Below are 21,443 nucleotides of genomic sequence, written 5' to 3' on the forward strand. Positions count from 1 at the left end.
ACAGTGAGTCGTATGGAAGAAGCAACACCGTCTGAGTAAATAGCGCCCTATAAAGCCGGGCGCTTTGGGCATGTTACAGCCCTTCTAGTGCTTCCAACGATTCAGGTAGGATTTGGCCGCCGTCGACCACCAGAGTTTGCCCGGTAATATAACCTGCTTCATCGGAGGCAAAGAAAAGCGCAGTATTGCCGATATCTTCGACATCACCTAAGCGATTGAGCGGAATGGATGCGGCCATGGTAGCCAGATAATCCTTGCCGAGATCCTGTAGTCCTTCGGTATAGATATTGCCCGGCATGACAGCATTGATGGTGATACCGGAGCGGGCAAGTTCGATTGCTGCGGTTTTGACAAAACCCAGCTGACCTGCTTTTGAGGCACCGTAGTGGGACCAGCCCGGAAAGCCTGTTATAGGTCCGGTAATGGATGAAGTAACGATGATCCGGCCCTTGCCCTGCTCTTTCATAAATGGGGTAACCGCTTTGACGCTCAGGAACAGGCTCTTGAGGTTGGTGTCCATGACGTGGTCCCAATTCTCCGGCTCCATATCGCTCAGGCTCGCTTGCGGAAAGATCCCGGCATTGGCACATAACACATCAATGCGGCCATATGTCTCCCTGACGTATTCCGCCATGCGCTGCATTTCTTGCCAGTTGCTGACATCAGCCAAGATGTATTCGGCACTGAACCCTTGTTCGTGGAGTTCAGAAATCGCTTGCTGCGCGGCTTCTTCACCACGGGCAACGACAACCACATTGGCACCTTGGCGGGCGAAAACACGGGCAATCCCTTTACCTATCCCTTTGCTTCCGCCAGTGACAATAACCGTTTGTCCTTCGATTGAGCTGAGCATGATATACCTTCTCCAATTATCTATTGTGTACGCTAAATCGTTCATGATAATTCGTGGTTGGTATAACTTGTTGGGCTTAATTGTAAATTTATTTATACAGCGATATTGCTTCAAAGTATTTGTAATAGAGCTGCAAAAATGGCTTGGTGGTAATGCACGACAAGTTTAAATTTCAAGAATATAGCGCAAAGAGCGCTTCTCGAACCCCTGTTTAGCGTAAAACTGCTGGGCTTGGTAGCGGCTTAACGAAGTCGTGACTTCCAATCGCTGGCAGTTATGCTGTTTGGCATAGTTCTTAGCGGCTTCAATCAAGGTAGAGCCGATCCCTTTGCCACGTTTATCTTTGTCAGTAACCAGGGAGGTGATCCGGCAGATTTGTTCGCCGGTTGGAAAATAGAGGAAAGTGACCAGGGTCATTAGCCCGAAAAGGGTACCTTCGTCGTCGAAGACCAACGTTGGTTGCCTATTGCCGTTTAGCATGGCTTCAATAGAGGCGAGTGTGGCTTGATAGCCGAGTTGTGACAGCAATGCACAAATGGCTGGGCCATCTTCCATGGTGGCGTGACGGATCATGCTTACTCCAAACTAAACGATTCAATCCAAGCCTAGCAGCTAGATATGACAAGTTTGTGGAGTTAGAAAATAATCAGAGAGGTTGTCAAAGGGATAAATACTGTATATATCCAAGCGACTTAGGGAGCCTCTTGGGTATATACAGTATTGGGGCGTGCGAATTAAGCAACTTCGCTTGGTAGGCGGTGTTTCTCTTCCTTAAGTAGGAACTGAGAAGCAGCACGGGCCTTATCGGCATTTCCAGCCATGATTGCATCGTAAATGGCACGGTGCTCATTGATACACACGCCACCATCTTTGGACGAATGGTGAATGAAGCTCATGAAAATAGTTGCCATGACATTACCAAACGGCAAGTAGAAGTCGTTGCCTGTCGAGAAGAAGATCAAGCGGTGGAAGTTCATATCCACTTCAGCCCAGCGAGCTTGATCAAAGTCAGCGGCAATCTCGCACATCTGCTGAAATGTTTCCGATAGTTCGATACGCTGCTCAGCCGTAGCATGACGTGCCGCGAGTGCACAGGCTTCTGGCTCGATAGCTTTACGCAAGCCTAGAAACTGGTGGTAGAAAACTTCGGCATTTTCTAGCCCATCCATCCATTCTAACAGTTGTGGATCTAGGAAATTCCAGTTCAGGCGGTCAACAACTTTGGTCCCGATCTTTGGCTTGGACTCAAGAAGGCCTTTTGAAGTAAGAAGCTTCACCGCTTCACGCAGAGCGGTACGACTAATGCCGAATTGTTCACAGAGCGTCATTTCTCCAGGGATCACTTGGCCTTGCGCGAGCTGGCCAGAGAGAATGCGACGGGCGATTTCGCGGGCTACCTGCACATGCAGGCTGCGTTTGGATCCCGCAATCGCGGTAAAACTAGAAGACATGTAAATCCTTGGTTCAATAACAATATGTATGACTATATGACTACAGTATACTGGATTTCGGCTTGTTGCTTGAGAAGTTTCGATTTTTTCAGGCAAAAAAGCCGACTTTCGTCGGCTTTTAATCGTAATAAACTTTGCCTTTCGGGGCAATTTTTAGCGGAAAAATGTTATGGCTTTTGTCTATGCGACTGACTATAAGCATGTTATCTGCTCTAGACGTAGCCATTAAACATCGTTGCTAGACCTTTTGGGACAAGTATATCGTTTACCGATAGCCGATAATGTATGCGCGACTCATTAGAAGCTGTAAGTAATACCGACACGGCTACGTAGTTCGCGGGTATCGTTGTTGTTGCCGCTTGCATCTGTTCTGTTGTAGTTAACGTCACCGAACTCAACGTATGGGCTCCAAGCGCCTGGGCGGTAGCGGATGCTGATGTTGTTTTCGTAGTTGGTGTCTTTACCATCGTAAAGCTCATAACCTTCCGCTTTGTAGTAGTTCATTTCTAGACCGAACTGCCAATCGTTCATGCGGTAACCCACGTTACCTGTCACCCGGTGGCGCTTGTCTGTGCTGTCACCGTTGCTGTAGGTTTTGAAGTCGTGACGATAGCGGCCGCTCAGTGTCAGACCTTCTACTTGCTCAAAGGCATAAGTTAAACGAACTTGCGGCTTATAGGTCATACCGCTGCTGCGGCCTTCAATTGGCATTCCTGGCTGAAGGGTCCAGTTACCATTGCGGAAGCGATATCCCCAATCAAACTCCCAGCCATTGTTTTGTAAATCTTCCATGAATTTGCCATCTGCACCTTTGAATTTCAGTTCACCACTGAAATATAAATCACCGATGCTTTCGTTGATCTTTACACGGCTTGAGTGTTGCTCTGATTTACCGCGGTACTCGTGACGGAAGTCGATAGAAGCAGCGCTGACCTGGCCTGCAATAAGTGCTGAACCAATAAGTAGCATCAGGGGAGAATGTTTGAACATAGTTTTTATCCTGAATTGTAGGGTGTTCCCAATAAAGTAATACAATAGTATTGTTTTGTTTTTTGCCGTCAATCAGGGTTTAGTTCTAATCGTGATCGGGATCTATAGTGATTATCATCACGCTATTTCATTTAAATTGATTTAATTCAATTGTTTAATTGTTAATTTGGAGGTTTTTTTACTTTTGAATGAATGGCAGTAAACGTGAAATTGATCATAAAAAGTATTACATTTTGATTTTTGTCAATTTGTGTGGTTTGTTTGTAAAATGCATATCTCTTATGTAAGTCTATGATTTTAATTCGTTTAATTGGTTTGTGTTATTTTTGTCATGATTTATTCGTGATCGTTATCTCGAATAAAGAATATTGTAGTACAAGAATTTGTGCGGAGTTTTTATAGTGTTAGCAAATTAATACTCAAAAGGACTTCAACGATGGATCTGAATATACTGATCGTCGGTATTTACTTTCTATTTCTGATTGCTATAGGGTGGATGTTCCGAACATTTACCAATACCACCAGTGACTACTTCCGGGGGGGAGGCAGCATGCTCTGGTGGATGGTGGGGGCGTCGGCATTTATGACCCAATTCAGTGCTTGGACATTTACGGGCGCTGCCGGTAAAGCCTATGACGACGGCTTTGCTGTTGCGATTATCTTCTTGGCTAACGCCTTCGGTTACTTGATGAACTACCTATACTTCGCGCCGAAGTTTCGCCAAATGAGGGTAGTTACGGTTATTGAAGCGATTCGTTTGCGCTTTGGTAAGCACAATGAGCAGGTATTTACTTGGTCAGGCATGCCAAACAGTGTGATCACTGCGGGTATCTGGTTGAATGGTCTTGCGATCATTGCGTCGGGAATTTTCGGCTTTGATATGACCATGACAATTGTCCTTACCGGTTTGGTTGTATTGGTCATGTCGGTAACCGGTGGTTCTTGGGCGGTTATTGCCTCTGATTTCATGCAGATGGTTATCATCATGGCCGTTACCGTGACTTGTACGATTGTTGCGATTGTTCATGGTGGTGGTGTTGGCGAAATAGTTAATAACTTCCCTCTAGAAGAAGGCGCTTCGTTTATATCGGGCAACAACCTTAATTACCTAAGCATCTTTGGTATCTGGGCATTCTTCCTTTTCTTCAAACAGTTCAGTATTACCAACAACATGCTGAACTCATATCGTTACCTGGCGGCCAAAGACTCTAAGAACGCGAAAAAAGCAGCATTGCTTGCATGTATCCTGATGACCATGGGTCCACTCATTTGGTTTATGCCTTCTTGGTTCATTGCTGGTCAAGGTGTCGATCTTGCCGCGCAATATCCTGATGCAGGTTCTAAAGCCGGTGACTTTGCTTACCTATTTTTCGTACAAGAGTACATGCCTGCGGGTATGGTAGGTCTTCTGATCTCTGCGATGTTTGCAGCGACCATGTCTTCAATGGACTCAGGCCTGAACCGTAACTCGGGTATCTTCGTTAAGAACTTCTACCAGCCAATCCTACGTCCTAACGCACCAGAGAAAGAGTTGGTGGTTGTATCTAAGCTGACGTCTACTTTCTTCGGTATTGCGATCATCTTGGTTGCCCTGTTCATCAACTCGCTGAAGGGCCTGAGCTTGTTCGATACCATGATGTATGTTGGTGCCCTGATCGGCTTCCCAATGACTATCCCTGCATTCTGTGGCTTCTTTATCAAGAAGACGCCTGACTGGGCTGGCTGGGGGACGTTGGTTGTCGGTGGTATCGTGTCTTACTTCGTTGGTTTTGTCATCACCGCAGACATGGTTCAAAACTGGTTCGATCTTGAGCCGCTAACGGGCCGTGAGTGGTCTGACTTGAAAGTTGCTATCGGTCTGATTGGTCACCTGATCTTCACTGCTGGTTTCTTCATCCTATCGACTGTCTTCTACAAGCCGCTAACTGAGGAGCGCCAGAAAGACGTTGACCGCTTCTTCAACAACCTTGCAACGCCATTGGTCGCTGAATCTACCGAGCAGAAGAAACTGGATAACAAACAGCGCCGTATGCTGGGCTCGCTCATTGCGACAGCAGGTGTGGGGGTGATGGCTATGTTTGTCCTACCTAACCCATTCTGGGGACGTATGATTTTCGTTCTGTGTGGTGCGATTGTTCTTGGCGTCGGATTACTGCTGGTTAAAGCCGTTGATGGAAAAGTTGAAAATGCCGAGCTGGCATCTGAGCAAGATTAATCGATAGGGGCGCATACCTGCTGTATCCAAAACAGTAACCCTTCTCCGTGAAACTCCCGGGTGGCGATTTCGCCTCCCGGTATAAGGAAAATAGAATGAAAAAACACACGCCTATCGCGCTGGCATTGCTGGCTGCGTTGTCTTTTAACGTCCATGCTTCGACCCAAGATACACCAGTACCGGTACAGTTGCCCGAGGTTGCCACTTGGCCATCCATTGCTGAAGTGTCACTGCAATCTTTGACGGCCGAGCAGCTTGTTGAAGCAGCAAGCCGTGAAGTTGTTAATACGACCAAGGTGGACGTTGCTAGCGAAGCTGCTGTAGAAGTTTTGAAGCTGCAGCTTGAAAATGCCAAGCCGGGTGAGGTGATCAGTATTGCGCCGGGTCGCTATGCCAATTTGGGTGTGGTTGAACTGACAGCCGATGATATTACTGTGAAAGCTGAGCAGCCGGGTACGGTATTGCTGACCGGTTTGGTGCAGCTGGTGGTGAAAGGGGATGACATTACCCTCGATAGCATAGTGTTTACCGAAGGTGGTCCGGCAGAGCGTTTTGGTGGTGTGCGTCTGGAAGGAATGCGCAATACGCTGCAGAACTCGACTTTCTACTACTTTAATGATGACTACGAGTATGAGCCGGACGAAAGGCGTAGTGAGTACCCACGTTATTTGTGGGTGTCGCTATGGGGCAAAGATGGCAAGGTCATCAACAATCGCTTCGAGGGCAAGCATAAGCGCGGCACCTTGATCGGTATCCAGAAGAACATTGACGATAAGGCGGATAACCATCTTATCGAAGGCAATATATTCTATTCCCAGAAGAAGAACCGCTACAACGAGTTGGCGATTGAAGAGGCCGTGCGATACAACGGTAACAGTTGGGAAGCGATCCGCATCGGTGACTCGAAGAGCAGCCAGTGGCCATCGCGTACTCAGTTCGTGAACAATTTGCTGGTGGACTCCGACGGCGAGCGTGAATTGATCTCGGTAAAATCAGGTGAGAACCGCATAGCGGGTAACACTATCTTTGAGAGCGCGTCGATGATCTCCCTGCGTCATGGCAAGGCGAATATGGTTGAGAACAACGTGATCATCGGGAACAACAAGCAAGATACTGGTGGTATTCGTATCTACGATGAAGATCATGTTGTCCGCAATAATTACCTAGTCGGCCTACGTGGCTCGGGTGGCCAAATCGCGGGTAACGCTGATGTACGCGGGGGTGTGGTGATCAACACAGGTATCATCGATGTGAAGAACAACGAGCAGCTTGACCAGGAAGTTAAAGGCAAAGAGCTGAACAAGCAGTGGACACCGAAAAACGTCACGGTTGAAAACAACACCATGGTGGATGTTGAATTCGGTATGGTGCACGGCAATCAGGGCCACCGTGTCAGCCTATTCGATAACAGCCAGGTAGAAGCTATCTTCACTGGCGATAACATCACCTTCAGTAGGAATGTGGTGTTCAACCTCGATGAAACCCTGCAGGCATTGCGTGCCGATCCGGCCACACCACTAACGGGCCCTACCTACAGCGATGAGCGTTACTTTGGTCAGGTTCACGGTATTGATGGGGTTCCAGCAGGTGTTTCCCAACAAAAACCAACCTATACCAAAGTGGGTGATTTTTACCAGTTCGCAGAAGGCGGTGCCGATGTGTCGAAACTGCACGTACTGACCGCTGATGAAATCGGCCCTAGCTACCGTTTGCAGGTTGCACCGAAGAGCTAGTTTCACATTTTGCTAGTTTGACGTTTTGTTAATTGTCGTAATTTGCCCGGGCACTTTCCAAGGTTGTGCCCGGGCTTTTTTATGCTCCCATAGCCGAAAAGTACAAGTGATTGGATTTTCTGTCTATGTCGCTTTGGCAAGAGCTGGGTAACAATGAAGTCATGCTCAGCAACACCAAAACAAATATTCAAAAATCAACAACAGCTACTGCTTGGTCGTAACAGGTAGCACAGTGAAAAAAACAATCAGCTCTAGGAAGGAACGAACTATGCCAATTCAACAACAGTTTCGCGATGCCATGTCTAATCTTGCCGCAGCCGTCAATGTCGTGACCTCGGGGGGCGAAGCGGGCACCGTGGGCCTGACCGCAACAGCCGTTTGTTCGGTGACAGATAGCCCAGCTACGATTCTGGTATGCGTGAACCGCAACAGCGCTTCCAACCAAATATTCAAAGACAATGGCCGTATCTGTATCAATGTTTGCGCTGCCGAGCATAAAGAAATGTCGATGCATTTTGCCGGAATGACGGGGATGGCGATGGAAGACAGGTTTCAGTTGCCAGGGTGGGAGTTCAACCAATATGGTGTGCCTGTTCTCACTGATGCGTTGGCCACACTGGAAGGAAAAATCGCCTCAGTGAGCGAAGTGGGTACTCACAGCGTGTTTTTTGTGGAAGTGCAGTCAATCACGACGACTGACAGTGATGCGTTGGTTTATTTTGCCCGTGAGTTTAAAGCGGTAGAGGCACCGATGAAGATCTCGGAAGTGGCTTAAAAGTACCATTGTCCCGAAAACGTATTTGTTACCAAACAGGCCGCCAACTCTTTTTAATCATTAAGGGGTGTCGGCCTGTTTTATATTCTTTCTCTCAGAATCAAGTACCTTGAAGTTACTTGGGTATATCTCGCCTTCCAGTGCTAAATCTTCAAGCCGACAGTCACTGCGATTTGGTCTGGCTCATAGCGGTAGTTACCAACATCCAGTTTCAGCACTTCGTTGGAGACATTGATGTAGAACATGTCTGCCGTTAGGCGCATGCCGATGCCGTAGTAGGTATTGGTGTCGGTATAGCTTGAGTGATAGCAGTGTTTCCTTTCACACCAGTTATGGTCTTCTGTTGTACGGTGGAAGCCCAGCGATACATAGGGCTTTAATGACACACTCTGGCTTAGTGGAAATGCATAACCCAAATCCGTTCCAAGCTTGATGGTACTGTAATCCAGTGAGCCATATTTGTAATCGTAACCCGAATCCTCATAAGAGAGGTTTACCCCGACAATACGGTTAAAATCAAAGCCACCTTCGAGCTTGAAGCCAGTATCGGTATCCATGTAGTCGTCAGACAGATAAGAAATACCCAATCCAACGCGAGGTCCTGCATAGTTATTGTGGCTGTGGTAGCTAGCGCTATGATGAGCATTGGCCATCATTGGTGCTGTTATCAGCACAGAAAAAAAAGCGGTTGCGAGTAGTTTTTGCATCTTTGGCCTGACTGTAGTGATTGAAAGCGAGGGGATTATGTCGGCCAAGGTACGATTTGTAATTAGATGGGATAGTGAAATAACAAAAAGATGACAAAGTGAGGTGTTTTCGAAGCATTTAGCTGCTAATTAACGTTGAATGTCAGCGTTTTGTTTGTTTTTTAAAAGCTGTCGAGCATGATATTACGCCCCTTTACCGAGCTTTAAAGCGCGCTTGGTCCTAGAACTCGAAGCGCGGAATGTTACAAACAAATACACCCCATTGACCGTGAGTGCGTACTGCTAGGGCTCTTTAATATCAATCAGCGCATTGAGCAGTGAAGACAGTTGGTGGTATTTTTCTTCGCCAAGCTTTGCCTTGAGCTGAACATATTGCGCTTCGATGAGGGGGCGCAGATCATCAACCAGGACTTTTGCTTTGTGGGTGAGGTGGATGTAATACTTGCGACCATCGTTGGCTGACTTCTTGCGTTGCACGTAGCCCATTTTCTCTAGGCGATTAACGATGCCTGTCAGGCTTGGGCCAAGGATGCAGCACTCGCGTGACAAGGTAGAGAAATCAATTTCTCCCAGGGTATCGAGTACCCGCATCACCCGCCATTGCTGCTCGGTGATTTCGTTATCCGCCAAGATGGGGCGGAAGTAATCCATTGATACATCCCTTGCCCTTATCAGTTGCAGGGGGAGCGAGTCTTCATATTTCGTCACAATATAACCTTCTAGCCGTTACCGTATTGTCGAAAATTATCATTTGTTTCAGACACATATTGACAATATAAATCAAAGTGCCGAAAAGCTATAGCTGTATTTTGATCTTATCTGTCATTCTCAAGTTAGTTCTGTATTTCTTTGGGTATAGCAGAGTTGACTAAAAATGCGGGCTTGCGATTGTGCTGCGAGCCCGCAGTGAATGCACCCGCTAGGCGTACAAGATGCTCGGTAGGAACAGCACGATCGCTGGCATCAATACAATGATGGCGAGTCGTACCATATCTGCCACCCAGAAAGGGAAAACCCCTTTGAAGATGGTAGCGGTTTTGATGTCTTTGATAATGCCGGATAACACGAATACATTGAGGCCAACCGGTGGGGTGATCAGGCTGATTTCCGTGACCACCACTACAACGATACCGAACCAGATAGGATCAAAGCCAAGCTCAACCACGACCGGGAAAAAGATCGGCACGGTCAGCAGCATCATCGACATACTTTCGAATACGCAGCCAAGGATGATATAGACCAAAATGATCAGGCCCAGCGCCATCATCGGTGAAACATTGACGGCTTGGATCATCTCAATCAGCGCGGTCGGCAAACCGGCGCGGTTGATGAAGTTCGAGAGGATCAAAGCGCTGATCACTACGGCAAACAGTGAGGCCGAGGTCTTGGCGGTATCCACTAGAATATCGCGTAAAATGGCATAGTTGAGCTGACGTCGGTAAGCGGCCAAGGCAAATGCCCCTGTAGCACCAATCCCTGCGGCTTCTGTTGGGGTGAAGGCCCCGATATAAATCCCGCCCATGACCAAGACAAATAATGAGAGGGTCGACATGATGCCTTTTAGTGCGATAAAACGATCACGCCAGCCAACCTTTTCACCTGGTGGTGCGCTGTCAGGGTTGCGGAACACCACCCATTGCACTGCCATCAGGTAGAGAACGATACCTAGCAGGCCAGGAATAAAACCGGCAGCAAACAGCTCGCGGATACTGCTCTCTGTAAGTAGGCCGTAAATTACCAGCATGACGCTTGGTGGGATCAATATTCCCAGTGTGCCACCGGCAGCAATAGAAGCGGCGGCTAGACCATCTGAATAGCCGAACTTGCGCATCGGCGGCATGGCGACCTTGGACATCGTGGCCGATGTTGCCAAGCTTGAGCCACAAATTGCCGAGAATCCACCACAAGCCAAGATAGTCGACATCGACAATCCACCTTTACGGTGACCAACAAAGGCATTACAGGCCCGGTAGAGTTCGTTGGATAAGCCTGCCCGGGTGACTAGGTTACCCATCAAGATGAACAACGGGATCACCGATAGGCTGTAATCTTGGCCGGTGTCAATGATGCGGCGGGCAGCCATCGACATCGCAGCAGTCCAGTTGTAGTCGTTGATGTACCAGAAACCGAGGAAACCAACCACACCCATGGCAAAGGCGAGGGGTAAACGTAGGAACACCAAGGCGATTAGAACGGCAAAACCAATTATGGACTCAATCATTTAAACCCCCTTGCTTTCGGTATTCAGTGGTTGGGAAGACGGTGCCGGCGAGAATAAAGTCTTGCCGTAGCTCAGGGCGTTGATGAAAGTCAGGAAGCCGCCAGCAAACCCGGTAACGGAAATCAGGTAAGTGACATAGCCAAGAGGCAGCTCAAGAATTTCCGTGACCTCTTCATACTCCATGGAGCGGCCAGCCAGTTTCCAGTTCATCATGGCAACCAATATCAATGAGCAGGAGCAGATTAGGTTGATCACTACCTGACGCAGGCCAATCCAGCGCTGGGGGAAGATGTTGTCGAGTAAATCGACACAGATATTCTCTTCCTGCCACGACACCAATGGAAATGCCATGAAGACCATGACAGCCAGCAGTACCTCGATCATCTCGGTTGAGCCGACAAGGGGGCTGCTGAAGAAAAAGCGGCCGACGACATCGACAAAGGTGATCACCATCATTAGCATCAGGCTGAGAGCGGCAAGGGCCTCCAACCCTCGCCGAATCGCCTTGGAAAGTCTTGAGCAACTCATAACTTACAGTCCTTGTTCTAGCTCTTGGTAGAAATAGTTGTAGGCCGCTTCACCATCGATCTTGCGTTGCTTGGCCGATTTGTACCATTTGTTGACCAATGGCTCGGTAGACTTTTTCAGCTCTTCAATCATCTCGGGTGAGGCTGGGGTGAAGGTGTGGCCATTGGCAATGCCTGCTTCGTAGCCAACGTTGTCCATGTCATCCCACATCTTGCCAAACAGGCGGGAGAGTTTTTCGCCAGACACGTTACGAATAGCCTCTTGATCTGCTTTAGAAAGGCCAGATAGCGTGTCGCGGTTCATTACAATGGCAAAGCTGCCGCGGAAGATCCCGCCTGGGTAAACCGTGGTATTGTCGGCGACTTCCGCCAGACGGAAAGAAGCTAGTGATTCGTACGGTAGGTAGGTGCCATCGACCACGCCTTGTGAAATGGACTCATAGACTTTGGTCGTCGGGGTAAATACCGGTGTGACTTTCATGTCTTTGGCAATATCTGAAATAACACCGCCACCGACGCGCAGCTTTTTGCCTTTGATATCGTCAAGCGATCCAACCGGTCCTTTGGTGATCAGCTGGCCCGGCCCATTAACACTCAGTGCCAGTACTTCAACACCTCGGTGTTCACGGCCTTTTTTGAGGTAGGCCTCATAGGTACGCCAATAGGCCTGAGAAATCAGCTCTGAGCTGGCGTAATCTGAAAAGGTTGGAATTTCAGGTAGCTGGGTTAGCTTAAAACGACCAGCCTTATGGCCATGGTAAATCCATGTCACTTCCCCGATCCCGTCTGTAACAACATCAATCTGGGTTTGTGGTGGGGCAAGATCGTATTCAACTTTTACCGTTACACGGCCCTCGGTGGCCTCTTCAACCCACTCTCCCCATGTCGGCCATACCACTTTGTTGATGCCGTGGTTTGGCGAACCCCAAGTACTGATTTTTATCGTTTTTTCTGGCGCTGCATGGACGGTATAAGTTGAAAACATCAGTAGCGCAGCGGTGGTCATGGAGGCAACTTTGGTTACACGCATAACAGGATTCCTTTAGTTATGGATGATGATTGATGCTCACTGGGTGAGTCGTTATTGGACTTTAGTTAACATATTAACTAATTAGCCAGAAAGCAAAGGGGTTGTTAATAAAATGTGTTGCTTTCCTGTTTCTTTGTTAACTGGATCAATGATTCGAAAACAAAATCACTCCCGAGATTATTTTCTTTGTTGCTTACCTAATGACCAGTCTGTAAATACCTCCCACAAATGTGATCTAACCTGCATTTTTCATGTAACGGAAATTTTAGGGGTAATGATGTTTTAATGTTTTTTGTTTTAACTATCTGTTTTTTAATGTTTTATTGTGGTTTTATATTTCGTTGGACATTAATTAACATGTTAACTAATATATTTAACATGTTAATTAATTCTGATTGCTTTCCCTGACAGCATGACTCTGGATAAGGGGCGTTGGCAATCAGTCAGCCAGAAAAAAGGAATGCGAAATGTTAACGGAAGATCAAATCCATGTGGCGGCTGAGAGACTGTATAAAGCAGAAACAGGGCGTGAACAGATCCCAGCGCTTACCCTTGATTACCCGGATATGACTATGGATGATGCCTATCGCATCCAGAGCCGCTGGGTTGAGCGGAAAATCCGCGAAGGGGCGGAAGTAAAAGGTTACAAAATTGGCCTGACGTCGCGGGCTATGCAGATGGCGGTGAATATCGACCAGCCTGATTATGGGGTGTTACTGGATAATATGTTCTTCCCTGATGGCGCTCAGATCCCTGCCGATGATTTTCTCGACCCGCGGATTGAAGTGGAGTTGGCCTTTGTTCTGAAGGACAAGCTTGAAGGCGAGAACATCACCATTTTTGATGTGCTTAATGCCACTGATTATGTTGTGCCTGCCCTTGAGTTAATCGCAGCACGCTGCCACCGCACCGATCCGCAAACCGGCTACACCCGCAAGGTGTACGACACCATTGCAGACAATGCCGCGAATGCCGGGATCATTCTGGGTGGTCGCCCAATCAAACCTACCGAGCTCGATCTTCGCTGGGCCGGCGCGATGCTCTACCTAAACGGTCAAATTGAAGAAACAGGTTTGGCTGCAGGCGTTCTTAGCCATCCTGCCAATGGAATTTGTTGGGTATGTAAACGCTTTGCTCCCCACGGTGTTTCACTGGAGCCGGGACAGGTGATATTGGCGGGATCTTTTACTCGCCCGGTAGCGGTAAAGGCGGGAGACAGTGTCCATGCTGACTTCGGTCCGCTCGGTGGCATCTCGGTTAAGTTCGTATAAGGGGGCCATCATGCAACCGAACAACAGTTTACCGACGAATGTATTCAAGCATGCCCTTAAAGAAGAGGCGCCATTATGGGGGCTTTGGCTCGGCCTGCCAGATACCAGCTGCGCAGAGATCTGCGGCGGCAGCGGTTTTGACTGGGTACTGATCGATGGCGAACATGCTTCGTTCGATCTCACCGGTATCAAATATCACTTACAGGCGCTGGCACCGCATCCGACATCGGCTATTGTTCGTGCCGAAGATGGCAATCCGACGCTGCTAAAACGTTTGCTGGATATCGGTGCGCAGTCGGTATTGGTCCCTATGGTCAATAACGCCGAACAAGCGAAGCAGGTGGTTCAATCTGTCTATTACCCGCCGATGGGGCAACGTGGGATCGGCAGTGCCTTGGCAAGGGCATCGCAATGGAACCGTATCCCCAATTACCTCCATCAGGCTAATGAGGAAGTCTGCTTGTTGGTACAAGTGGAAACCGTTGAGGCTATCGAAAACATCGAAGCGATCGCAGCCGTCGAAGGCATTGATGGGATATTCATCGGGCCGTCAGATCTCAGTGGTTCTATGGGGCATATCGGTAACCCAAGCCATCCTGAGGTGGTTGCTGCTATCGACCATGCCATCAAAGTGATTAACCAAGCGGGCAAGGCGGTGGGGATTTTGTCATTGAACCCAACTCAAGCGCAAAGCTATGTTCAGCAAGGGGTGAAGTTCATCGGTGCGGGTGTCGATACTCTGTTGCTGCGCCAAAGCGCACAAGCATTGGCAAAGAATTTGAAAGATAAAGACAGCGACACAGGCACCGAAGCGGCTGCCGTTGATAACGTGTATTAAGAAACGCGGGGTTGAAAAGGAAGATTATGGAAAAGATGTTTAAGGGCAAAGTGGTGTGTGTTGCGCTCAATGATAGTGAGCAACGCCAGTCAATGGCCGAACAGTTTAATGAGCCGCCTTACAAGGCACCACCGACACAACCGGTATTGTATTTCAAACCAAGAAATACCTGGAACAATGAGTCGGAGGCAGTGGCATGGCCTGCACACAGTGACGAGTTTGTCGTGGGTGCTAGCCTGGCGGTGATCATCGGCCAGACTTGCTGCCGCGTGCCGTCACAGCAAGCGCTGGATTATGTCGAAGGAGTGGCGCTGCTACATGACTTTTCTCTGCCAGAAGCCAGTTATTACCGGCCAGATATCAAGGGCAAGTGCTTAGATGGCTCGGCCACCTTGTCATCACCCGTCACGATCTCTGATGCGGGCGATCTTTCTTCGTTAGTTGTATCTACCATGGTCAATGGCCAGCAGGTACAGCAATTACCGCTTTCCCGCCTTTACTGGGATGTGCCGGCGCTATTGGAGCGTATTTCCCACATTATGACCTTGGAAGCCGGTGATATTGTTGCTGTCGGTTTTGCGGGTGAGCGTATTGCGCTACAGCCTTATGACAAGGTGTCGTCAACAGCTGGAGAGTCATCAACAACTGGACAGTTAGTCAGTTTACAAAATACGGTGGGAGGGCAGTACGCATGAAGCGCGCCAGAGTAGAACATAATGGAAAAGTGTTGGATGTCATTGTCAATTTTGAAGGTGAGTTGGTGACGGCAAGCGGTGAGGTACTTGCCCCACAGGCGGTGAAATGGCTTTGTCCGGTCGAAAACCCCGGGACGATTTTTGCCCTTGGCCTGAACTATGCTGATCATGCTTCAGAGCTGGCATTTGAGCCGCCGAAAGAGCCGCTCGTTTTCCTCAAGGGCAGCAATACTCTAACGGGCCACCTGCAGCCATCATACCGTCCTGATGATATCGAATTTATGCATTACGAGTGTGAGCTGGTGGCAGTCATCGGCAAAACTGGCAAGAACATCAAGCGGGAAGAGGCGCTGGACTATGTTGCGGGTTATACCATCTGCAATGACTATGCGATCCGCGATTACCTTGAAAACTACTACCGCCCTAATCTAAGGGTGAAGAGCCGTGACTCCCTCTGCCCAATCGGCCCGTGGATGGTTGATAAGGAAGATGTTGCCGATGTAAATAACTTGGCGCTGGAAACCCGGGTCAATGGTGAGCTGACCCAACAAGGCACCACGGCCGATATGATTTTTGATATTCCCTTTTTGATTGAGTACCTCAGCAGCTTTATGACCTTGAACGAAGGGGACTTGATTGCCACAGGTACACCGAAGGGGCTGAAAGATATTCAGCCGGGTGATGTGGTGAGCTGCTCAATTGAGGGGATCGGCACGCTGGAAAATCCGGTGCTCTCAGAAAAGGCCTTCTATGGCGAACTGACTGACTAGCCTGTTACCCGTTCCAATTAAAAGATTTAGGGAAGAAAACTATGACTCAGCAACTCGATACCAACATTAACAAAGCCAATAGCTATTTGGCTCGTTTTCAGAATCAAACCCTGGGCCACTATATCAATGGCGAATGGACACTGGGCTCGGAAGGGGAGACGTTTGATAACCTGACTCCAACAGACAATACCTCGTTGGGTAAAGTGGTCAAAGGCTCGGCAGAAGATGTAAACCAAGCATGTTTGGCTGCCGAGAAAGCGTTTGCCGAGTGGGCGGCGATCTCTGGTGCTGAGCGCCGCAAGATCCTGCACAGGCTGGCCGATAAAATCGAACAGCGCGCCGAGGAAATTGCGTTGGTAGAGTCCATGGACTGCGGCCAGCCCCTTCGCTTTATGCGCCAAGCTGCGGTGCGCGGTGCCGCCAACTTCCGCTTTTTCGCCGATAAATCCCCAGAAGCCAAAAATGGCCTGTCATTGCATCAGGACAACCATACCAACTACACCATCCGTACACCAATTGGTTCGGTGGGGGTGATCACGCCTTGGAATACACCTTTCATGCTGTCGACTTGGAAGATTGCGCCAGCGTTGGCAGCGGGGTGTACTGTAGTACACAAACCTGCTGAATTTAGCCCATTAACCGCAGCGATTCTGGCTGAATGTGCAGAAGAAGCCGGTTTGCCAGCAGGCGTCTGGAATATGGTTAACGGCTTTGGTGAGGTAGCAGGCAAAGCGCTGACGGAACACAAAGCGATTAAGGCGGTTGCTTTTGTCGGGGAAACTGTGACTGGCTCGATGATCCAGGCCCAAGGGGCACCCACCCTTAAGCGTGTTCACTTTGAACTTGGCGGCAAGAACCCGGTGATTGTATTTGATGATGCCGATTTTGAGCGCGCTTTGGATGCAGTGGTCTTTATGATTTATAGCCTTAACGGCCAGCGTTGCACCAGTTCGAGCCGCTTGCTGATCCAATCGGGGATCAAGCCGAAATTTATCGAAGCCCTGAAGCAACGGGTAGAAAACCTCCGTGTCGGGCACCCTCTCGATCCGCAAACTGAAGTTGGTCCTCTGGTGCACCAGTCCCATTACAACAAGGTCTTGAGTTATATGGACTTTGCCGAGCAAGACGGGGCGACTATTGCGGTCGGTGGCCGTGCCCTGCCTGAAATGGGTAATGGCAACTACCTGACGCCAACCCTGTTTACCGATGCTGATAACACCATGCGTGTTGCCAAAGAGGAAATTTTTGGCCCGGTGCTGACCTGTGTGGAGTTTGAAACGGAAGAGCAGGCGCTACAGATTGCCAATGATACCGAGTATGGCCTGTCTGGCTATATCTGGACCCGCGATACTGGCCGTGCAATGCGTATGGCTACCCATGTTGAAGCCGGCATGATCTGGGTGAACTCGGAAAACAACCGTAACCTGCCATCGCCGTTTGGTGGGGTGAAAATGTCGGGTGTCGGCCGTGATGGCGGTGACTGGAGCTTTGATTTCTATATGGAAACCAAAAATATCTGTATTGCCCACGATACCCATAACGTGCCTTCGTTGGGTAAAGGAGAAGGATAGTGCCTCACTTTATTATGGAATATTCACCGAATTTGGAGCAAGACGTTGATATTCCCGCGCTGATGCGGGTGATCCATCGCGAGGCTATTGATACAGGTGTCTTCCCAAAAGGGGGGATACGAACCCGGGCGATACGCTGCGATCATGTGTTGATTGCCGATGAGGATCCGGAAAATAGCTTTATCCATTTGACGGCAAAGGTAGGTGTCGGGCGTGATATGGAAACGTTAAAGGCGGCGGCCGACAGGGTGTTTGAGGTTTTCACCCAATACTTAGCGCCAACATTTGAAAAACGTTACTTGAGCGTTGGTTTCGAGATGACCGAACTTCATCCGGTGCTTAACTATCGTAAAAACAATATTCACCAGAAATTGGCGGAACAAGGGTAGTCGCCATGGGACAGGCTTGGGCGCACTTCCAATATGTCTTCTCAACCATCATGCCAGTATTTCTGGTGATTGGGCTGGGGTATCTCGCCTTTCGGCGCCGGATCCTACCGGAAAATGGCCACAAGGCGTTGGCCGCTTTTGTGTTCAACTTCGGCTTACCGGCTGCGATATTCAGTGCGTTGAGCACCAAGTCACTTGGGGAGGTCTGGCATACTGACTATATCCTGGCCTACACCTTGGGATCGCTGGTGGCTTTTGGCTTGGTCTTTATTTATGCCATTTGGATGTTGCGGAGAACCCCCGTCGAGAGTGTGGTGCTGGGGCTGGGTGGCAGCTTCTCTAATAGCTTGCTGATTGGCTTTCCGATCATCTTTTTCTTGTTTGATACCCCGGCACTGATCCCGTTCTCCCTGACCCTGATTGTCGAGAACTTGATCATGTTGCCGCTGTTGCTTGGGCTGGCCGATATGGCCGATAACCAAGCGGGTGCCGACTTCGGGGCGAAGGTGAAGGAGACCGCACTGAACCTGTCAAAGAACCCGATCGTGCTGTCGATTGTATTGGGGTTGATGTGCTCGGCGATAGAGCTTCACCCGCCGCAAGCGGCTGAGCGTATCATTGACATGCTTGCCAGTACGGTAACTGGCGTGGCGCTATTTACTATTGGTGGTGGCCTTGTCGGTGTGAGTGTCGCGGGTATGAAAAGAGAGATCGGCACCGTGATGCTTGCCAAGCTGTTCATACATCCGCTCGCTATTTTGGTTATGTTGATGTTGGTGTTCCAGCTGGATCCGATGATGAGCTCCGTGGGCGTGATTTTAGCCAGTGTCCCGATGTTCGGTGTCTATGCCGTCATTGGTCAACGCTACCAGATGGGCGGGTTATGTTCGGCAGTGCTGTTACCAACAACCTTGCTTGGCATGTTGACCGTCAGTGCCTTTACCACATTAACGCTATTGCTGTTTTAACCAACTTTTTACTGTATTTCATTGCTCTTTAGGTCGTAGAGCAAATACCAATAACTGAAACCAACGTCCGCTACATACAGGATGTGATTGAGAGAAGGGATTTACTATGGGCAAACTCTGTGTTGCAGCAAAAATTACCCACGTACCGACCATGATAATGTCTGAGCAGCCGGGAAAGCTGCACGGTTGTCGTAAGGCGGCCATCGATGGCCACAAACAGCTTGCCCAGTTAGCCAAAGACTTGGATGTCGATACCATTGTGGTCCTTGATACCCACTGGTTGGTCAATGCGGGATACCACGTCAATGCCAACCAGCAGTTCAAAGGCAACTACACCAGCCATGAATTCCCGCATTTTATCCAAAATTTGGAATACCAATACTACGGCAACGCAGAACTCGGTAAACGTATTGCCGATAAAGCGACAGATAAAGGGGTATTTACTCTCTCTCACGAAGTTGAATCGCTGGATTTGGAATATGGTACTTTGGTGCCGATGCGCTATATGAACGAAGACAGCCACTTCAAGGTAGTTTCTGTGGCGGCGTGGTGCTCGGTGCACAGCATCGAAGCCTCCCGCCAGCTCGGTGAGGCGATCCGTGAGGCGATCGAAGAAAGTGATAGCCGGGTGATGCTGCTGGCCTCGGGATCATTGTCCCACCGTATCTGGGATAACGATGATTACGCGGCGAACAACGGCACCTTCACTATCTCGAAAGAGTTCAACCGCCAAGTAGACCTGCGGGTGCTGGACTTATGGCAGAACCGTGAATATAAGACTTTCCTGGAAATGCTACCTGACTATGCGGCGCTGTGCTCGGGTGAAGGCGGCATGCATGACACCGCCATGCTGTTTGGCGCATTGGGCTGGGATAAGTACGAAGGCAAAGCGGAGATTGTGACCGAGTACTTCCCAAGCTCTGGCACCGGGCAGGTCAACGTATTGTTCGAAGTAACGGAATAATGGGAGCGAAGATGGATTTGAAAAAAACGGCGCTGTTCAAACAGCAAGGATACATTGGTGGGGAGTGGGCAGACGCCTTGGATGGCCAGACGACTGCTATCATGAACCCATCGACACAAGCGGTAATCGGCCATGTACCGCAAATGGGCGAGAAAGAAGCCGCGCAATGTGTCGACATTGCCCAGCAGGCGTTTGTGCAGTGGAAACAAACGACAGCTGAGCACCGCTCTGTTGTGCTTCGTCGTTGGTATGACTTGATAGTCGAAAATACCGACGATTTAGCAAGGATCCTCACCACTGAACAGGGCAAGCCGTTTGCCGAGGCGAAAGGGGAAATTGCGTATGCGGCCAGCTTTGTCCTTTGGTATAGCGAAGAAGCCAAGCGAGCATACGGAGAGGTGATCCCAAGCCATAAAACCGATGGAAAAATCGTGGTGACCAAGGAGCCGATTGGCGTGGTCGCAGCCATCACGCCGTGGAACTTCCCCGCGGCGATGATCACCCGCAAGTGTGCCCCTGCTTTCGCAGCCGGGTGTGCTGTGATATTGAAACCAGCACCTGAAACCCCTTTTACCGCGTTGGCGTTGGCTGAGCTGGGAGAACAGGCCGGCTTGCCTACCGGTCTGCTTAATGTGATCACCGGTGATGCTGTTGCCATTGGTGGTGTGCTTACAGGCCACAAGAAGGTCCGCAAAGTCTCGTTCACCGGCTCGACCAATGTCGGCAAGATTTTAATGAACCAATCGGCGGCGACGATCAAGAAGATGGGACTGGAGCTGGGTGGCAATGCTCCATTTATTGTCTTTGATGATGCTGATATCGATGCGGCGGTCGACGGTGCCATGATTGCCAAGTTCCGCAACGCGGGTCAAACTTGCGTTTGTGCTAACCGGATCTTTGTCCATGACGCGGTCTATGATGAGTTTGCTGAAAAGCTGGCTGCCCGAGTGGCGAACCTCAAGGTTGGCGACGGTTTTTCTGAAGGAGCCGAAATTGGCCCGATGATCAATGCGGGTGCCGTTGAAAAAGTCCGTACCCATATTGATGATGCCCTTACCAAAGGGGCGAAGGTACTGTGCGGCAACCTCGCAGGGCAAAAAGGGTTGTTTGTCCAACCGCATGTGGTGATTGATGTTACTGATGAGATGCTGGTGGCAAGTGAAGAAACGTTTGGCCCACTGGCGCCCTTGTTCCGTTTCAGCTCGGAAGAGGAGGTGGTTGAGCGTGCCAATAACACCGATTCGGGCTTGGCTGCTTACCTTTATACCCGTTCACTGGGCCGGGCATGGCGGGTTGGTGATGCGCTAGAGAGCGGCATGGTCGGGATCAATGAAGGTTTGATATCGACGGCTGCTGCGCCGTTTGGCGGGGTCAAGGAGTCCGGCCTTGGCCGTGAAGGCTCCCGCCATGGCATGGAAGACTATCTGGAGATGAAGTACCTGTTTATGGGCGGGCTCAGCTAAGAGGACTCAAAG

21 protein-coding genes are annotated in these 21,443 nt (G+C 49.5%); 12 read left to right on the forward strand and 9 right to left on the reverse strand.

What is annotated here, in order from left to right:
* Window positions 1-73: 73 nt before the first annotated feature.
* The 4 genes from fabG to L4D79_RS09725 form a co-directional block, all read right to left on the reverse strand.
* Window positions 74-853 carry a 3-oxoacyl-ACP reductase FabG gene (gene fabG, locus L4D79_RS09710; protein WP_428650589.1) on the reverse strand — a complete coding sequence of 260 codons (780 nt, stop codon included), beginning with the start codon at window positions 851-853 and terminating at the stop codon, window positions 74-76.
* 165 nt (window positions 854-1,018) lie between these two features.
* A complete protein-coding gene (locus L4D79_RS09715) occupies window positions 1,019-1,426 on the reverse strand; it encodes a GNAT family N-acetyltransferase (RefSeq protein ID WP_428650592.1) in 408 nt (135 codons plus the stop codon).
* Window positions 1,427-1,587: 161 nt separating this feature from the next.
* The gene (locus L4D79_RS09720) at window positions 1,588-2,304 is read right to left on the reverse strand and encodes a FadR/GntR family transcriptional regulator (RefSeq protein WP_428650594.1); all 717 of its coding nucleotides are present in this window, start codon (window positions 2,302-2,304) and stop codon (window positions 1,588-1,590) included.
* A 297-nt stretch (window positions 2,305-2,601) separates the two neighbouring features.
* Complete coding sequence (locus L4D79_RS09725; protein WP_428650597.1) at window positions 2,602-3,294, reverse strand: oligogalacturonate-specific porin KdgM family protein; 693 nt, start codon at window positions 3,292-3,294, stop codon at window positions 2,602-2,604.
* A gap of 436 nt (window positions 3,295-3,730) precedes the next feature.
* Between L4D79_RS09725 and L4D79_RS09730 the strand changes: the two genes are divergently transcribed.
* From L4D79_RS09730 to hpaC, 3 genes are all read left to right on the forward strand, one after another.
* Window positions 3,731-5,509, forward strand: a complete 1,779-nt coding sequence (locus L4D79_RS09730) for a sodium:solute symporter family protein (RefSeq protein WP_428650600.1) — start codon at window positions 3,731-3,733, stop codon at window positions 5,507-5,509.
* Between the two features lie 95 nt (window positions 5,510-5,604).
* Entirely contained in the window at window positions 5,605-7,242 is a 1,638-nt protein-coding gene (locus tag L4D79_RS09735) for a polysaccharide lyase 6 family protein (protein WP_428650603.1), read from the forward strand.
* 268 nt (window positions 7,243-7,510) lie between these two features.
* Window positions 7,511-8,017, forward strand: a complete 507-nt coding sequence (gene hpaC, locus L4D79_RS09740; protein WP_428650606.1) for a 4-hydroxyphenylacetate 3-monooxygenase, reductase component — start codon at window positions 7,511-7,513, stop codon at window positions 8,015-8,017.
* 143 nt (window positions 8,018-8,160) lie between these two features.
* On the opposite strand, the gene L4D79_RS09745 is transcribed toward hpaC, so the two are convergent.
* The 5 genes from L4D79_RS09745 to L4D79_RS09765 form a co-directional block, all read right to left on the reverse strand.
* Entirely contained in the window at window positions 8,161-8,724 is a 564-nt protein-coding gene (locus tag L4D79_RS09745; RefSeq protein ID WP_428650608.1) for an outer membrane beta-barrel protein, read from the reverse strand.
* Window positions 8,725-9,006: 282 nt separating this feature from the next.
* Window positions 9,007-9,432, reverse strand: coding sequence for a homoprotocatechuate degradation operon regulator HpaR (gene hpaR / locus L4D79_RS09750; RefSeq protein WP_428650611.1), 426 nt, complete (start codon window positions 9,430-9,432; stop codon window positions 9,007-9,009).
* 211 nt (window positions 9,433-9,643) lie between these two features.
* A complete protein-coding gene (locus L4D79_RS09755) occupies window positions 9,644-10,945 on the reverse strand; it encodes a TRAP transporter large permease (protein ID WP_428650614.1) in 1,302 nt (433 codons plus the stop codon).
* Window positions 10,946-11,473 (reverse strand): TRAP transporter small permease, encoded by a 528-nt coding sequence (locus L4D79_RS09760; RefSeq protein WP_428650617.1) that lies wholly within the window; start codon window positions 11,471-11,473, stop codon window positions 10,946-10,948.
* Window positions 11,474-11,476: 3 nt separating this feature from the next.
* Window positions 11,477-12,502 carry a TRAP transporter substrate-binding protein gene (locus L4D79_RS09765; protein ID WP_428650621.1) on the reverse strand — a complete coding sequence of 342 codons (1,026 nt, stop codon included), beginning with the start codon at window positions 12,500-12,502 and terminating at the stop codon, window positions 11,477-11,479.
* Window positions 12,503-12,969: 467 nt separating this feature from the next.
* On the opposite strand from L4D79_RS09765, the gene hpaH reads away from it, so the two are divergent.
* The 9 genes from hpaH (at window position 12,970) to L4D79_RS09810 (ending at window position 21,431) form a co-directional block, all read left to right on the forward strand.
* Complete coding sequence (gene hpaH / locus L4D79_RS09770) at window positions 12,970-13,773, forward strand: 2-oxo-hept-4-ene-1,7-dioate hydratase (RefSeq protein ID WP_428650624.1); 804 nt, start codon at window positions 12,970-12,972, stop codon at window positions 13,771-13,773.
* A gap of 10 nt (window positions 13,774-13,783) precedes the next feature.
* A complete protein-coding gene (gene hpaI, locus L4D79_RS09775) occupies window positions 13,784-14,611 on the forward strand; it encodes a 4-hydroxy-2-oxoheptanedioate aldolase (protein WP_428650627.1) in 828 nt (275 codons plus the stop codon).
* A 26-nt stretch (window positions 14,612-14,637) separates the two neighbouring features.
* Window positions 14,638-15,306, forward strand: coding sequence for a fumarylacetoacetate hydrolase family protein (locus tag L4D79_RS09780; protein ID WP_428650629.1), 669 nt, complete (start codon window positions 14,638-14,640; stop codon window positions 15,304-15,306).
* Complete coding sequence (locus L4D79_RS09785) at window positions 15,303-16,076, forward strand: fumarylacetoacetate hydrolase family protein (RefSeq protein WP_428650632.1); 774 nt, start codon at window positions 15,303-15,305, stop codon at window positions 16,074-16,076. The genes L4D79_RS09780 and L4D79_RS09785 overlap by 4 nt, the downstream gene beginning before the upstream one ends.
* A 41-nt stretch (window positions 16,077-16,117) precedes the next feature.
* Complete coding sequence (hpaE, locus tag L4D79_RS09790) at window positions 16,118-17,647, forward strand: 5-carboxymethyl-2-hydroxymuconate semialdehyde dehydrogenase (protein WP_428650635.1); 1,530 nt, start codon at window positions 16,118-16,120, stop codon at window positions 17,645-17,647.
* Window positions 17,647-18,036: a 5-carboxymethyl-2-hydroxymuconate Delta-isomerase gene (locus tag L4D79_RS09795; RefSeq protein ID WP_428650638.1), complete on the forward strand. Its 390-nt coding sequence runs from the start codon at window positions 17,647-17,649 to the stop codon at window positions 18,034-18,036. Before hpaE ends, L4D79_RS09795 begins: the two co-directional genes overlap by 1 nt.
* Window positions 18,037-18,041: 5 nt before the next feature.
* Complete coding sequence (locus L4D79_RS09800; RefSeq protein ID WP_428650641.1) at window positions 18,042-19,004, forward strand: AEC family transporter; 963 nt, start codon at window positions 18,042-18,044, stop codon at window positions 19,002-19,004.
* 106 nt (window positions 19,005-19,110) lie between these two features.
* Entirely contained in the window at window positions 19,111-19,968 is an 858-nt protein-coding gene (gene hpaD / locus L4D79_RS09805) for a 3,4-dihydroxyphenylacetate 2,3-dioxygenase (RefSeq protein ID WP_428650643.1), read from the forward strand.
* Window positions 19,969-19,979: 11 nt separating this feature from the next.
* Window positions 19,980-21,431, forward strand: coding sequence for an NAD-dependent succinate-semialdehyde dehydrogenase (locus L4D79_RS09810; protein ID WP_428650645.1), 1,452 nt, complete (start codon window positions 19,980-19,982; stop codon window positions 21,429-21,431).
* Window positions 21,432-21,443: the final 12 nt, after the last annotated feature.

The organism is Photobacterium satsumensis (assembly GCF_050336935.1).
Classification (GTDB): domain Bacteria; phylum Pseudomonadota; class Gammaproteobacteria; order Enterobacterales; family Vibrionaceae; genus Photobacterium; species Photobacterium satsumensis.